Origin of the sequence: Micromonospora sp. DT178 (assembly GCF_049841695.1) — a bacterium.
GTDB lineage: Bacteria > Actinomycetota > Actinomycetes > Mycobacteriales > Micromonosporaceae > Micromonospora.
This window is the reverse complement of sequence record NZ_JBNCKV010000016.1, coordinates 49,655-63,730: the sequence shown is the minus strand read 5'-3', so window position 1 is coordinate 63,730 and position 14,076 is coordinate 49,655. Positions and strand designations below refer to the sequence as shown.

Sequence of the window (14,076 nt, the reverse complement as noted above, 5' to 3'; positions counted from 1 at the left end):
GGCGGGGGTGGTGCCGGGCACCACACCCGCCGCCGCGCGACGTGGGGCTCACCACCACACCCGGCCTTACCAGCAGCCGACCGCACACGCAGCGTTTGGTGAACTTCTGGCATCTTCTGTGAAACCGGCCACGGGTCGGAGGCGGAAATGCCTGTGGCATCCGTACGGCGTAGCCTGGGAGCCGTCTCGTGCGCGCCCGAAGGCAGGGCGGACACCGGACACCGCGTGACACACAAACCCGCGTGAAAGAGGCGATTACCGGCCGTGTCGACCCAGCAGACTTCGCAGGAGAACCCACTGGCGGGTTTCGGTCCGAACGAGTGGATCGTCGAGGAGATGTACCAGCGCTACCTCGCCGACCCCACCAGCGTCGATTCGGCCTGGCACGACTTCTTCGCGGACTACCGCCCGGCGCCCGGCGCCGGGAAGCCGCGCGGAGCTGAGCAGGCCCCGAAGCCGGCCGCCAAGCCGGAGCCCGCCGGCCAGCAGGAGGCGGCCGCCGCGGTCGCACAGCCGGCGGAGAAGAAGCCGGCCGAGAAGAAGCCGGAGCCCAAGCCGGAGAAGCCCGCCGCCAAGGCCGCCCCGGCCAAGCCGGCGCCCGAGAAGGCGGCTCCCGCCAAGCCCGCGGCGACCAAGCCCACCGCCACCGGCCCGCAGACCACCCCGCTGCGCGGCGTGGCCGCGAAGATCGTCCAGAACATGGACGCCTCGCTGGCCGTGCCGACCGCCACCAGCGTGCGCGCCGTCCCGGCCAAGCTGCTGGTCGACAACCGCATCGTGATCAACAACCATCTCACCCGTGGGCGTGGTGGCAAGGTCAGCTTCACCCACCTCATCGGGTACGCGATGGTCCGCGCCCTGGTCGCCCACCCGGAGATGAACAACTCCTTCGCCGAGGTCGACGGCAAGCCGGTCATGGTCCGGCCGGAGCACGTCAACCTGGGCATCGCGATCGACCTGACCAAGCCGGACGGCAGCCGCAACCTGGTGGTCCCCTCCATCAAGGCCTGCGAGCAGATGGACTTCCGGCAGTTCTGGCAGGCGTACGAGGACGTGGTCCGGCGCGCCCGCCGCAACGAGCTGACCATGGACGACTACTCCGGCACCACGATCTCGCTGACCAACCCGGGCGGCATCGGCACCGTGCACTCGATGCCGCGGCTCATGCAGGGGCAGAGCGCGATCATCGGCGTCGGCGCGATGGAGTACCCGGCCCCCTACCAGGGCATGTCCGAGGCCACCCTGGCCGAGCTGGCCGTCAGCAAGGTCATCACCCTCACCAGCACGTACGACCACCGGATCATCCAGGGCGCCCAGTCCGGCGAGTTCCTGAAGGTCATGCACGAGCTGCTGCTCGGCGAGCACGGCTTCTACGACCAGATCTTCACCTCGCTGCGCATCCCGTACGAGCCGGTGCGCTGGATGCGCGACGTCGCGGTCAACAACGAGGGCCAGATCAACAAGACCGCCCGGGTGCACGAGCTGATCCACGCGTACCGCGTGCGCGGGCACCTGATGGCCGACACCGACCCGCTCGAGTTCAAGATCCGCAAGCACCCCGACCTGGACGTGCTCCAGCACGGGCTGACCCTCTGGGACCTCGACCGCGAGTTCCCGGTCAACGGCTTCGCGGGCAAGCAGCGGATGAAGCTGCGCGACATCCTCGGCGTGCTGCGCGACTCGTACTGCCGGCGCGTCGGCATCGAGTACATGCACATCCAGGATCCGGAGGAGCGGCGCTGGATCCAGGAGCGGATCGAGCGCAAGTACGAGAAGCCGTCGGCCGACGAGCAGAAGCACGTGCTCAACCGGCTCAACGCCGCCGAGGCGTTCGAGACCTTCCTCCAGACCAAGTACGTCGGGCAGAAGCGCTTCTCGCTGGAGGGCGGCGAGTCGCTGATCCCGCTGCTCGGCGAGGTGCTGGAGGCCTCCGCCGAGGGCGGGCTGGACGAGGTCGTCATCGGCATGGCCCACCGTGGCCGGCTCAACGTGCTGGCCAACATCGTCGGCAAGCCGTACGAGAAGATCTTCTCGGAGTTCGAGGGGCACCTGGACCCGCGCTCCACCCAGGGCTCCGGCGACGTGAAGTACCACCTGGGCCAGAACGGCAAGTTCACCACCCCCGACGGCGACCACGCGGTCAAGGTCTCGGTGGTGGCGAACCCGTCGCACCTGGAGGCCGTCGACCCGGTGCTGGAGGGCATCGTCCGGGCCAAGCAGGACCGGATAGACCTCAAGCTGGAGGGCTACACCGTGCTGCCGCTGGCGGTGCACGGTGACGCCGCCTTCGCCGGTCAGGGCGTGGTCGCCGAGACGCTCAACCTCTCCCAGCTGCGCGGCTACCGCACCGGCGGCACCGTCCACGTGGTGGTCAACAACCAGGTCGGCTTCACCACCGCCCCGGAGTACAGCCGCTCCAGCCTCTACAGCACGGACGTCGCCCGGATGATCCAGGCGCCGATCTTCCACGTCAACGGCGACGACCCCGAGGCCGTGGTCCGGGTCGCCCGGCTGGCCTTCGAGTACCGGCAGGCGTTCAACAAGGACGTCGTCATCGACATGGTCTGCTACCGCCGGCGCGGGCACAACGAGGGCGACGACCCGTCGATGTCCAACCCGCAGATGTACAAGATCATCGACTCGAAGCGGTCCGTCCGGAAGCTCTACACCGAGGAGCTGATCGGGCGCGGCGACATCACCGTGGAGGACGCGGAGGAGCTGCTGCGCGACTACCAGTCGCAGCTGGAGCGGGTCTTCAAGGCCACCCGCGACGCGGCCACCACGCCGCGGCAGCTCAGCCGCCCCAAGCGGGAGGACGAGCCGGAGCCGCAGGTGGAGACCGCCACCGACGCCGCCGTCGTCAAGGCCGTCGGCGAGGCGCACGTCAACCTGCCGGAGGGTTTCACCCCGCACAAGCGGATCCAGCAGCTGCTCGACCGGCGGGCCAAGATGTCCGTCGAGGGCAACATCGACTGGGGCTTCGGCGAGATCATCGCGTTCGGCGCGCTGCTGCACGACGGGGTCACCGTCCGGCTCGCCGGGCAGGACTCCCGCCGGGGCACCTTCGTGCAGCGGCACGCCTCCGTGGTCGACTCCCGGACCGGCAACGACTACCTGCCGTTGCAGTCGCTTACCGGCGACGGCGAGCGGTCCCGGTTCTTCGTGCACGACTCCCTGCTCAGCGAGTACGCGGCGATGGGCTTCGAGTACGGCTACTCGGTGGAGAACATCGACGCGCTGGTGTGCTGGGAGGCGCAGTTCGGTGACTTCGTCAACGGCGCCCAGTCGGTCATCGACGAGTTCATCTCCTCCGGCGAGGTGAAGTGGGGCCAGCGCTCCGCCGTCACGCTGCTGCTGCCGCACGGCCACGAGGGCCAGGGCCCGGACCACACCTCCGGCCGCCCGGAGCGGTTCCTGCAGATGTGCGCCGAGGACAACATGCGGGTGTCCATCCCGACCACCCCGGCGAACTACTTCCACCTGCTGCGCCGCCAGGCGCTCTCGCCGAAGCGCAAGCCGCTGGTGGTGTTCACGCCGAAGTCGCTGCTGCGGCACAAGCTCTGCGTCTCCTCGGTCGAGGACTTCACCTCCGGCACCTTCCAGCCGGTGCTGCCCGACTCGGGCGCTCCGGCGCCGGAGCAGGTGAAGCGGGTGCTGCTCTGCTCGGGCAAGGTCTACTACGACCTGTTCCAGGCCCGCGCCGAGCGCGGCGTCACCGACACCGCGATCATCCGGATCGAGCAGCTCTACCCGATGCCGGTCGAGGAGATCCGGGCCGCCCTCGCGGCGTACCCGAATGCCGAGGACTTCGCCTGGGTGCAGGAGGAGCCGGCCAACCAGGGTGCCTGGTCGTTCGTCGCGCTCAACCTGCTGGAGCACCTGACGGAGGTCCGGCTGCGCCGGATCTCCCGCCCGGCCGCCGCCGCCCCGGCCGTCGGCTCGGCGAAGATGCACGAGGTCGAGCAGACCGCGCTGATCGAGGCGGCCCTGCCCCGCCCGTGACCTGACGCACCACCCAGCGCACCGGGGCAGAGCCGTCGACACGACGGCTCTGCCCCGCTCGCCGTCCCGCCCGGCCCGCACGCGACGGCACCTGTCCGCACCGGCGCGAGAATCCGGCGGCGCCCGGCCACGACAGCACGAGCCCGGCGGGGCCCGGCCACACCGGCGCGAAAATCCGGCGGGCCCGGCCCCACCGGCGCGAGGGTCCGGCGGGGCCGGCCCGCGCGGAGCGCCGGGACGCACACCGACCACGAGGAGGCAACGGAAAGCATGTACTTCACCGATCGAGGCATCGAGGAACTGGTCCAGCGCCGGGGCGACGAGCAGGTCAGCATGGAGTGGCTCGGCGAGCGCCTGCGCGACTTCGTCGACCTCAACCCCGAGTTCGAGACCCCGATCGAGCGCTTCGCCACCTGGCTGGCCCGCCTCGACGACCCCGACGACGAGTAGCTCTACCCGAGTCGACGGGCGCGGCGTTACAGTGACGTCGGTCTGTCCGCTCGACGGGTCGGGGCACGGCATGGAGACGCCCAGCGGCGCCACGGTCGCGTCGGCCGACGGCGCCCACCGCCGTCCCGCCCGCGCGCGGGCCCCGGAGCGGGCGGGGCGCCGGGGCGACCGGCGGAGGGCCCCGGAACGGGCGGAAGCGCCGGAGCGACCGGCAGAGGCGCCGTGACCGACGCCTGGGCGGACGTCGCCGAGGTTCCCGGCGCGCGAAAGACGCTGGAACGACACAGTCGCGTCCTGCGCGAGGAAATCCTCGGGGTAGCCGCCCACCTCGCCCCCGGGCAGAGGCTCCCCGTCCCGATGTCCCGGGAGCCGGAGGAGGACCTCTGGCACGAACCACTGTGGTACGCCCGCCGGGCGACGCTCCGGCTCACCACCGACTTCGGCTCGGCCGAGGTCGTCCAGCACATCGCGCACCGGCTCGCGGCGCAGGCTGGCACACCGATCTCGACGCCTCCTCGACGGCGGTCGCCACCGCGTCGGCCACCCGCGACGGCTTCTTCCTCTGGCTCATGGCGTTCCCCGGCTTGTCCCGGGCCGACCTCGGCGGCAGCACCCCGCCCGTCCTGCTCTACGCGGATCCAGCCGGCACTGCCATCGGCCCCCCTCCCCCTCCCGCGCCGCCGAAGCGGTTCGTACCGCCCGAGCCGGTCGTCACCGAAGCCACCCGCAAGCCCGGTCACGTGCTCTGCCTCGACTGCGACGGGATCGGCTGGTGCCCGGAGTGCCTCACCCGGGGATACCTCCTCGACGACAGCGGCGGGGAGCGACGGTGCGTCGTCTGTTTCGGCGCGAAGGTCTGCCAGATCTGCGGCGGCTTCGGCCAGAAGCGCCTCGCCGACATGCCCTCCTGGATGCGCCGCCAATACCCACCCACCGACCCCGCCCACTGACCCCACCCCGCACCGTTGATCATGGCGTTGCCGGCAGCCGGTCCCGGCGTGGCGTGACGGCAACGTCATGATCAACGAAAGGGGGGCGAAGGACCCGAGCCGGGAACCCGAAGATCTTCTAGGGTGGGTGAGTGGCGCGGAGTGTGTACCTGACCAGCGTGGGGTCCGGCGGCGGAAAGTCGACCATCGCCCTCGGCCTGGCCGAGCTGTTGTCCCGGCAGGTCGAGCGGATCGGCGCGTTCCGGCCGCTGGTGCGCGGGGACGGCCCCGACCCGATCCTCGCCCTGCTCAGTGACCGCTACCGGATCGAGCTTCCGCTGGCCGACCTGAGCGGCACCAGCTACGCCGAGGCGACCGCGCTGGTCGCCGACGGGCGGCGGGAACAGCTCGTCGCCGGCATCGTCGAGCGGTACCGGGAGGTCGAACGGCGCTGCCCCGCCGTGGTCGTGGTCGGCAGCGACTTCGCCGACGGCGGCGACGGGGCCGGCCCCCGCGAGCTGGCCTTCAACGCCCGGCTGGCCACCGAGTTCGGCAGCGTGGTGGTGCCCGTCGTCGACGGCTTCGGGCAGGAGCCGGCGGCGATCGCGGCCGCCGCACGCGGGGCGTACCACGATCTGGCGGACCTCGGGGCGACGGTGCTGGCGGTGATCGCCAACCGGGTCCCCGGCCCGATGACGCTGCCGGAGCTGCCCGTGCCCACGTACGCCATCCCGGAGGTGCCGACCGTGTCGGCGCCGACGGTGGCCGAGGTGGCGGCGGCGCTCGGCGCCACCCTGCTCGCCGGGGACGACGACGCGCTCAGCCGCGACGTGCTCGACTACGTGGTCGGCGCGGCGCACGTGCCGACGCTGCTGGACCACCTAACCGAGGGCGCTCTGGTGATCACCCCCGGCGACCGGGCCGACCTGCTGGTCGCGGCGAGCGCCGCGCACGTGGCCGGGCAGGTCTCCGTCTCGGGGCTCGTGCTGACCCTCGGCGAGCAGCCCGACCCGCGGGCGATGCGGCTGGTCGAAGGGCTCAACACCGGGCTCGCGGTGCTCTCCGTGCCCAGCGACAGCTACGACACCGTCGCCGCGTCCAGCCGGATCGAGGGGCGACCCAGCGCGGCCAACCCGCGCAAGGTGGAGGCCGCGCTCGGCGCGTTCGAGCGCTGCGTGGACACCGACGACCTGGCCCGCCGGCTGCGGGTCAGCCGCTCCGCGCGGGTCACCCCGCTGATGTTCGAGTACGACCTGATCGACCGCGCCCGGGCCCGCCGCCGGCACCTCGTGCTGCCCGAGGGGGCGGAGGAACGGATCCTGCGGGCGACGGAGATCCTGCTGCGCCGGGGCGTCGCCGACATCACCCTGCTCGGCCGCCCGGACGACATCGCGCGGCGCACCCGCGAACTGGGCATCGACATCACGGGCGCGCAGGTGGTCGACCCCGTCACCAGCGAGTGGCGCGACGAGTTCGCCGCCACGTACGCCAAGCTGCGCGCCCACCGCGGCGTGACCCTCGACCTGGCCCACGACGTCGTCGCCCAGCCGAACTACTTCGGCACCCTGATGGTGCAGACGGGGCACGCCGACGGGATGGTCTCCGGCGCGACCCACACCACCGCCGCCACCATCCGGCCCGCGTTCGAGATCATCCGGAACGTGCCGGGCGTCTCGGTCGCCTCCAGCGTCTTCTTCATGCTGCTCGCCGACCGGGTGCTGGTCTACGGCGACTGCGCGGTCAACCCCGATCCGGACGCCGCCCAGCTCGCCGACATCGCCATCTCCTCGGCCGACACCGCCGCCCGGTTCGGCATCGAACCACGGGTCGCGATGCTCTCCTACTCCACCGGCAGCTCCGGGGCGGGCGCCGACGTGGAGAAGGTCGCGGCGGCCACCAAGCTGGTCCGCGAGCGCCGGCCCGACCTGCTCGTCGAGGGGCCCATCCAGTACGACGCGGCCATCGACCCGGCGGTGGCGGCGACGAAGCTGCCCGGCAGCGAGGTCGCCGGCCGGGCCACGGTCTTCGTCTTCCCGGACCTGAACACGGGCAACAACACGTACAAGGCGGTGCAGCGTTCCGCCGGGGCGGTGGCCGTCGGGCCGGTGATGCAGGGCCTGCGCCGGCCGGTCAACGACCTGTCCCGGGGCGCCACCGTGCCGGACATCGTGAACACCGTGGCGATCACCGCCATCCAGGCCGCCGCCACCGAGGAGTCGTCATGAACGGTCCCGCCACCCCGCAGCAGCGCCCGGCGGATCGCGTCCTCGTCCTCAACTGCGGGTCGTCGTCGGTGAAGTTCCGGCTCTTCGACGGCGACCGGGTGGTCGACAAGGGCACCGTGGAGCGGGTCGGCGAGGCCGGCGGCGGACCGGCCGACCACGAGACGGCCGTCCGGGGCATCCTCGACGGGCTTGACCTGACCGGGTTGGCCGCCGTCGGGCACCGCGTGGTGCACGGCGGAAAGCGGTTCGGCGAGCCGGTGCTCATCGACGACGCGGTGCTGGCCGCGATCCGCGACCTGGTCCCGCTCGCGCCGCTGCACAACCCCGGCAACCTGACCGGCATCGAAGTCGCCCGGGCGGCGCTGCCGGAGGTGCCGCAGGTCGCCGTCTTCGACACCGCGTTCCACCACACCCTGCCCGAGGCCGCCGCCACCTACGCGATCGAGCGGGACACCGCCGCGCGGTACGGCATCCGGCGCTACGGGTTCCACGGCACCTCGCACGCGTACGTGTCGCGGCGCACCGCCGAGCTGCTCGGCCGCCCGTACGCCGAGGTGAACACGATCACCCTGCACCTCGGCAACGGCGCGAGCGCCTGCGCGGTGGCCGGCGGCCGGAGCGTGGCCACCTCGATGGGGATGTCCCCGCTGGAGGGCCTGGTGATGGGCACCCGCAGCGGCGACCTGGACCCGACCGTGATCTTCCACCTGCGCCGCGAGGGCGGGCTCTCCGTCGACGAGATCGACGACCTGCTCAACCACCGCAGCGGCCTGCTCGGGCTGACCGGCGCCAACGACATGCGCGAGGTGCTCGCCCGCCGGGCGGACGGCGACCCGGCGGCGGCGCTCGCCTTCGACGTCTACTGCCGGCGGATCACCGGCTACGTCGGGGCGTACTACGCCCTGCTCGGCCGGGTCGACGCGGTCACCTTCACCGCCGGCGTCGGCGAGCACGCCGCGCCGGTCCGCGCCGCCGCCCTGGCCGGTCTGGAGCGGCTCGGCATCGCGGTGGACCCCGAGCGCAACGCCGCCTCCGGCGACCGGGTCATCTCGCCGCAGGGCACCGAGGTGACCGTCTGCGTCGTGGGCACCGACGAGGAGCGCGAGATCGCCCTCCAGACCCGGGCCGTCATCGAGGCCGCCGGCTGACGGGCCGACCGGTCGGCACGGCACGAGCAGGTCGTTGCGCCCGGCCCGGCTGCCGCCTGGCCACTCTTCGGGGAGACGGTGCCGGCGGCCCGGGTGGCCCGCTGTCTCGCGCTGTGCTGCGCGACGCGGCGACCGTGGCCGGCAGCCCTCTGCCGGCGGGCGTTCATACCCCCACCGGTCGAGGCCGGCGCCGGGTCGCCGTCGGCCTCAGCGCCGGCCCTTGCCGCGACGCCGCGCGGCTCGGGTACGCCGGACCCGGTCGGGTCCCGGCCCTCGGCGGGGCGGTGCGGGTGCGGGCCGGTCGAACATCCCGGTCGGGACGAGGGCCGCGAAGACGAGCGCCCCGCCCGCCACGGCGACCAGCAGCCCGAACGGGATGCCGCCCCAGGAGTTGAGGAAGAAGACCGAGTCGTCGGTGTTGCCGTTGGCGGCGACGAACTCCTCGGGGCGCTCCCGGTCGACCCAGAGCGTCATCGCCTCGGGTGGATCCCGCAGGCAGCCACCGGCCGAGCCGCAGAGGATGCGCTCGTTGTGCTGGACGCCCTCGTAGTCGTACCAGACCTGGACGGTGTCGGTGCCGCCGCCGCGTCCGACGTTGTCGCGCCGGTCGGTCACCGTGGCCCGCACCGGGACGCCGTCCGCCCGCAACCGCTCCGCCTTGGCGTGCAGGTGCCACTTGTACGCACCGGTGGCCACCGCGTTCGTCAGCCCCGCGAGCAGCAGCACCAGGCCGAGGACGGCGCTGCCCCGGTGGATGCCGCGAAGACCGGAGCGGAGCCTCCTCCACCGTCCCGGAGCACGCTCCGCAGCCCGTTCGGCAGGGCCGGTGCCGCCGTCATCGGCGACGCCGGCACCGGGTGACGGATGGGCCGCCCCCGGGCCCGGGCCGCCTGGTGGCTCCACGCGTTCAGCCCAGCGCGAGCCAGGCGAGCAGGGCGACCAGCACGACCACGACCGCCGCCGCGCCGACGAGCAGCGGCGTCCGGGACGCGCCGGCCGGCGCCTCGGGCTCGGGGGTGTGGGCGTAGGCGCGGAACGCCTCGGTGTTGCCGCTCGGGTCGGTGCGGTTCTCAGGCATGGCGGTGACCCTAGCCAAGCCGGTCCCACGCCGCCGTCCTCCGCGCCCGCGTCGGGGTCAGGTCGAGCCGGCCGGTGGAGGCGATCCGGCCGGGTGGCGGGGCGTCCGGTCCGGACGGCGGGGCCGCTGCGGGCCGTCGGGCACCTACCGTGAAACGGTGGGGATCAAGCGGCTGGTCGCCGTACTGATGACGACGCTGCTGGCCGGTTGCGCCCCGGCGGGAGCCGCCGCGCCCGGCGCACCGCCGCCGGCCCGTCCGGCGCCCGTGGCCGCCTACGCCGTCGGCGTACGCACGTTCACCGTCGACCCGACCTCGGCCCGCCCCCTGCCGGTGACCGTCTGGTACCCGGCCGACGGCGGCGCGGTGGCCGCCGGGCGCTTCCCCCTGGTGGTCTACAGCCACGGGCTGCACAGCCTGCCCGAGCTGCACGCCGGGTTGACCGCGCGCTGGGCCGCCGCCGGGTTCGTGGTGGCCGCCCCGGCCTACCCGCACACCCGGCGCGGCGCCGCCCGGTTCAGCCGTGCCGACGTACGCCACCAGCCCGCCGACGGCTGGCGGCTGATCCGGCACCTGGTGCGGCTCGACACCCGGGCCGGGGACCCGCTCGCCGGCCACCTCGACGTCGCCCGGGTCGCCGCCGCCGGCCACTCGGCGGGCGGCTTCACCACGGCGGGCATGTTCACCTCCGGGCGCTCGGGGCGGCTGCGCGCCGGCATCGTGATCGCCGGTGGCGGAACGGCCGGCAGCTTCGCCGGGCCGGCAGCGCCGCTGCTCTTCGTGCACGGCACGGCGGACAAGATCGTGCCGGTGACGGTCGGCCGTGCCGCATACCACCGCACGGCCGGCCCGACCGCCTTCCTGAGCCTGCTCGGGCAGGGCCACGGCGAATACCTCACCCCGGGACTGCCCGGCTTCGACCAGGTCCTGGCCACGACCACGGACTTCCTCCGCTGGACGCTCTACGGCGACCCGGCCGCCGGCCGCCGCCTACCCGGCGACGCCCGCCGCCCCGGCGTGACGGCGTTCGAGACCCACCCCGCCCGCTGACCCGCCCGCGCCGGCCCGGAGCCACGGGCTGAGCGTGCAAAGGCGCGTGCGCGGGGAGGGGCCATCCGGCTACGGTGCCGCCGTGGACGATCTCGCGGGGCGGCAACTGGACGGCATCGCGGAGCTGTCCGGGCTGGCGACGGCGGCCGGCATCGGGGTGTGGCTGCGGGGCGGCTGGGCGATGGACTTCCACCTGGGTGAGATCACTCGGCCGCACGTCGACGTCGACTGGTACTGCTGGCGAGCCGACGCCGACCGGCTGGCCGGCCTGCTGCGCGGGCACGGCTGGCGGCCCGACCCCCGGATGCCCGTCGACGTGCAGCTCGACCTCGTCCGCGACGACGTCGAGATGAGCGTCGCGTACCTGTCGCGGGACGCGACGGGGCAGGTGGTGGTGGGTGCCGGGCCCTGGGCGGGCACGGCGCTGCCGGACGGGATGCTGGCCGGCCCGCCCGGTCGCATCGGCGCGCTGACCGTCCCGATGATCTCCGTGGCCGCCCAGATCGAGTTCAAGGAGATGTTCCCCGTCTGGATGCCGGACCGGCCCCGGCGAGACAAGGACGCCGCCGACCTCGCCCGCCTCCGCGCCCGCGTCGCCCCCGAGCCGCGCCCATGATCGGTTGACGCTCCCGTCCCCTCCCCCGGCCCCATCCCGGCAACGGGCCCCTGAACAGGCGCCGCCGGACGGACCAGCGGTGATCAGGACGTCATGTACCTCAAACAGGCCGGGATACGTCCATGCCGTCCTGATCACCGGGCGCCACGAGGTGGCTCGGGCGCTCCGGGGTGCTTCGGACTGCAAGCGGGCGCTGCAGGTGCAAGGCCAGGGTGGCCGCGGTGCGGGTGCAAGGCCAGGGTGGCAGCGCTGCAAGTGCAAGGCCAGGGTGGCCACGCTGCAGGTGCAAGGCCGAGGTGGCGGCGCTGCGGGTGCAAGGCCGAGGTGGCTGCGATGTGGGTGTGGCGGGTTGGGTGGCGATCGTTGGGGGGCGGGGGCGAGTCGCGAGGCACAATCGGTCCTATGCCGCGTCGTGTCACCCCCGCCCTGCTCGCCTCCGCACTGCTCACCGCCGGTCTGGTCGGCTGCTCCGACGACGCCGGGCCGGCCCCGCAGGCGGCGGCTCCGCAGGTGACGGCCCCGGCGCCGCCCGCGCAGGCGGCCGCCCCCACCCCGCAGGTGCCCGCCGGCACCGCGCCCGACAAGGCCTTCGCCGTCGGCGTACGCCAGCTGAAGCTGAACCGCGACGGGAAGCGCCCGCTGCCGGTGACCGTCTGGTACCCGGCGGCCGGGAAGCCCGGTGGGCAGCCGGAGCGGTCGGCGGACGCCGCCACGGGCAAGTTCCCCGTCGTCATGTTCAGCCACGGGTTGAACGGGCGGCCGGCCGACTACGAGACGCTGCTCACCCGCTGGACGGCGGCCGGGTTCGTGGTGGCCGCGCCGACCTTCCCGCACACCGCCCGGGGTGGCGACGGCAACGTGCTCGACGTGCTCAACCAGCCGGCCGACGTGTCGTACGTGCTGACCCAGGTGCTCGCCCTCGACGCCCGCGCCGGCGACCCGCTGCGCGGCCGGCTGGCCACGGACCGGGTGGCGGCGGCCGGGCACTCGGCCGGCGGGGTGACCACCATCGGCCTGTTCACCGCCGGCCGGGACGAGCGGCTGGACGCCGGGGTCGTCTTCGCCGGCACGGCGCTCGGCGTCGGTACCGCCTTCGCGGGCGCCGCCGCCCCGCAGCTCTTCGTGCACGGCGAGGCCGACGAGGTGGTCGAGTACGCCGCCGGCAAGGCCGCCTACGACAGGGTGCCCTGGCCGAAGGCGATGCTGAGCCTGCCGAAGGGCGACCACGGCCGGGCGCTGCTCAGCGACGGCGCCGCGCTGCGGGTGGTCTCGGACACCACTGTCGAGTTCCTGCGCTGGTCGCTCTACGGCGACCCGGCCGCCAAGGGCCGCATCCCCGCCGACGCCGCCCGCGACGACATCGCCACCCTCGACAACCGCCTCTGACCCCGGCGGAGGGGACACCCGCGCACGCCGGCCACCCGGGCGTCGACCACCCGGGCACCTGCCACCCGGGCACCGACCACCCGGGCACCCACCGTCGGAGCGCGACGACCGCCCGGGCACGACGACACCCGGCCCGGGCGGCCAGCCGCTGCGCCGGTCAGGCGGTGTGGTCGACGACCACCTTGCCGAAGACGTCGCCGGAGTGCAGGCGGGCGAAGGCGTCGGCGACCTCGCTGAACGGGACCACGGTGTCCACCACCGGGCGCACGCCGCGCTCGGCGCAGAACGCGAGCAGCGCGGCCAGCTCGTCGGGGGTGCCCATCGAGGTGCCCAGGATCTCCAGCTGCATGGCGAAGACCCGGCGCAGGTTGACCTTCGGCTCGTGCCCGGCGGTGGCGCCGGAGACCACGATCCGGGCCATCGGCGCGGCGGACTTCAGCGAGTGGTCGAAGGTGGCCGCGCCGACCGTCTCGACGACCACGTCGACCCGCTCCGGCAGCCGGGCGCCGGGCTCGACGGCGGTCGCGCCCAGCTCGGCGATCCGCTCCCGCTTGGCGGCGTCGCGGCTGGTCGCGTACACCCGCTTGCCCATCGCGGCGGCGAGCGCGACGGCCGCGGTGGCCACGCCCCCGCCGGCGCCCTGCACCAGCACGGCGTCCGCGTCGTCGACGCGGCCCACGGTGGTCAGCATCCGCCAGGCGGTCAGCCAGGCGGTCGGCAGGCAGGCCGCGTCCGCCGCCGCCAGGCCCGCCGGCAGGGCCAGCAGGTTCGACCGGGGTACGGCGACCCGCTCGGCCAGCGTGCCGGGGAAGTGCTCCGAGAGGATGGAGACGCCGCGCGGGTCGCCCGGGGTGGGGATCACCGGGTAGACGACGACCTCGTTGCCGTCCGGGTCCACCCCGACGGCGTCGCAGCCGAGGATCATGGGGAGCTGCTCGGCGCGCAGCCCCACCCCCCGCAGGGACCAGAGGTCGTGGTGGTTGAGGGAGCTGGCCCGCACCTGCACGGTCACCCAGTCGTCGGCCGGGTGGGTCGGCTCGGGCTGCTCGCCGACGGCGAGCGCGGCGAGCGGGTTGGCGTCGTCGAAGCGGGAGACGAAGGCGGCACGCATGATCGGCACGGTAACAAGCCGGGCCCCCGACAAGAAGGGCACCGACGCGAGGAAGGGCCCTTTCCCGCCGCCGGGCGGCGGGA

The 14,076-nt window shown here is 73.8% G+C and carries 11 protein-coding genes; 8 read left to right on the top strand and 3 right to left on the bottom strand.

Annotated features, from left to right (window positions below):
* Nucleotides 1-264: 264 nt before the first annotated feature.
* From ACLQ22_RS24845 to ACLQ22_RS24825, 5 genes are all read left to right on the top strand, one after another.
* Nucleotides 265-4,002 (top strand): multifunctional oxoglutarate decarboxylase/oxoglutarate dehydrogenase thiamine pyrophosphate-binding subunit/dihydrolipoyllysine-residue succinyltransferase subunit, encoded by a 3,738-nt coding sequence (locus ACLQ22_RS24845; protein WP_425694428.1) that lies wholly within the window; start codon nucleotides 265-267, stop codon nucleotides 4,000-4,002.
* Between the two features lie 270 nt (nucleotides 4,003-4,272).
* Entirely contained in the window at nucleotides 4,273-4,452 is a 180-nt protein-coding gene (locus tag ACLQ22_RS24840) for a DUF6104 family protein (protein WP_121399674.1), read from the top strand.
* Between the two features lie 569 nt (nucleotides 4,453-5,021).
* Complete coding sequence (locus ACLQ22_RS24835) at nucleotides 5,022-5,402, top strand: hypothetical protein (protein ID WP_425694427.1); 381 nt, start codon at nucleotides 5,022-5,024, stop codon at nucleotides 5,400-5,402.
* A 131-nt stretch (nucleotides 5,403-5,533) separates the two neighbouring features.
* On the top strand, nucleotides 5,534-7,606 hold the full coding sequence (pta, locus tag ACLQ22_RS24830) for a phosphate acetyltransferase (RefSeq protein ID WP_425694426.1): 2,073 nt from the start codon (nucleotides 5,534-5,536) through the stop codon (nucleotides 7,604-7,606).
* Nucleotides 7,603-8,754 (top strand): acetate/propionate family kinase, encoded by a 1,152-nt coding sequence (locus ACLQ22_RS24825; protein ID WP_425694425.1) that lies wholly within the window; start codon nucleotides 7,603-7,605, stop codon nucleotides 8,752-8,754. Before pta ends, ACLQ22_RS24825 begins: the two co-directional genes overlap by 4 nt.
* A 207-nt stretch (nucleotides 8,755-8,961) precedes the next feature.
* Here the strand turns inward: ACLQ22_RS24825 and ACLQ22_RS24820 are convergent, their stop codons facing one another.
* Entirely contained in the window at nucleotides 8,962-9,480 is a 519-nt protein-coding gene (locus ACLQ22_RS24820; RefSeq protein WP_425694424.1) for a hypothetical protein, read from the bottom strand.
* A gap of 181 nt (nucleotides 9,481-9,661) precedes the next feature.
* Nucleotides 9,662-9,832: a hypothetical protein gene (locus ACLQ22_RS24815; protein WP_425694423.1), complete on the bottom strand. Its 171-nt coding sequence runs from the start codon at nucleotides 9,830-9,832 to the stop codon at nucleotides 9,662-9,664.
* Between the two features lie 187 nt (nucleotides 9,833-10,019).
* Between ACLQ22_RS24815 and ACLQ22_RS24810 the strand changes: the two genes are divergently transcribed.
* The 3 genes from ACLQ22_RS24810 to ACLQ22_RS24800 all read left to right on the top strand — a co-directional run bounded on the left by ACLQ22_RS24810 (nucleotide 10,020) and on the right by ACLQ22_RS24800 (nucleotide 12,882).
* Nucleotides 10,020-10,880, top strand: a complete 861-nt coding sequence (locus tag ACLQ22_RS24810) for an alpha/beta hydrolase family protein (RefSeq protein ID WP_425694519.1) — start codon at nucleotides 10,020-10,022, stop codon at nucleotides 10,878-10,880.
* A gap of 82 nt (nucleotides 10,881-10,962) precedes the next feature.
* Complete coding sequence (locus tag ACLQ22_RS24805; protein WP_425694422.1) at nucleotides 10,963-11,496, top strand: nucleotidyltransferase domain-containing protein; 534 nt, start codon at nucleotides 10,963-10,965, stop codon at nucleotides 11,494-11,496.
* 402 nt (nucleotides 11,497-11,898) lie between these two features.
* Nucleotides 11,899-12,882, top strand: coding sequence for an alpha/beta hydrolase family protein (locus ACLQ22_RS24800; protein ID WP_425694421.1), 984 nt, complete (start codon nucleotides 11,899-11,901; stop codon nucleotides 12,880-12,882).
* Nucleotides 12,883-13,039: 157 nt separating this feature from the next.
* On the opposite strand, the gene ACLQ22_RS24795 is transcribed toward ACLQ22_RS24800, so the two are convergent.
* Entirely contained in the window at nucleotides 13,040-14,002 is a 963-nt protein-coding gene (locus ACLQ22_RS24795) for a zinc-binding dehydrogenase (protein WP_425694420.1), read from the bottom strand.
* Between the last annotated feature and the right edge of the window lie 74 nt (nucleotides 14,003-14,076).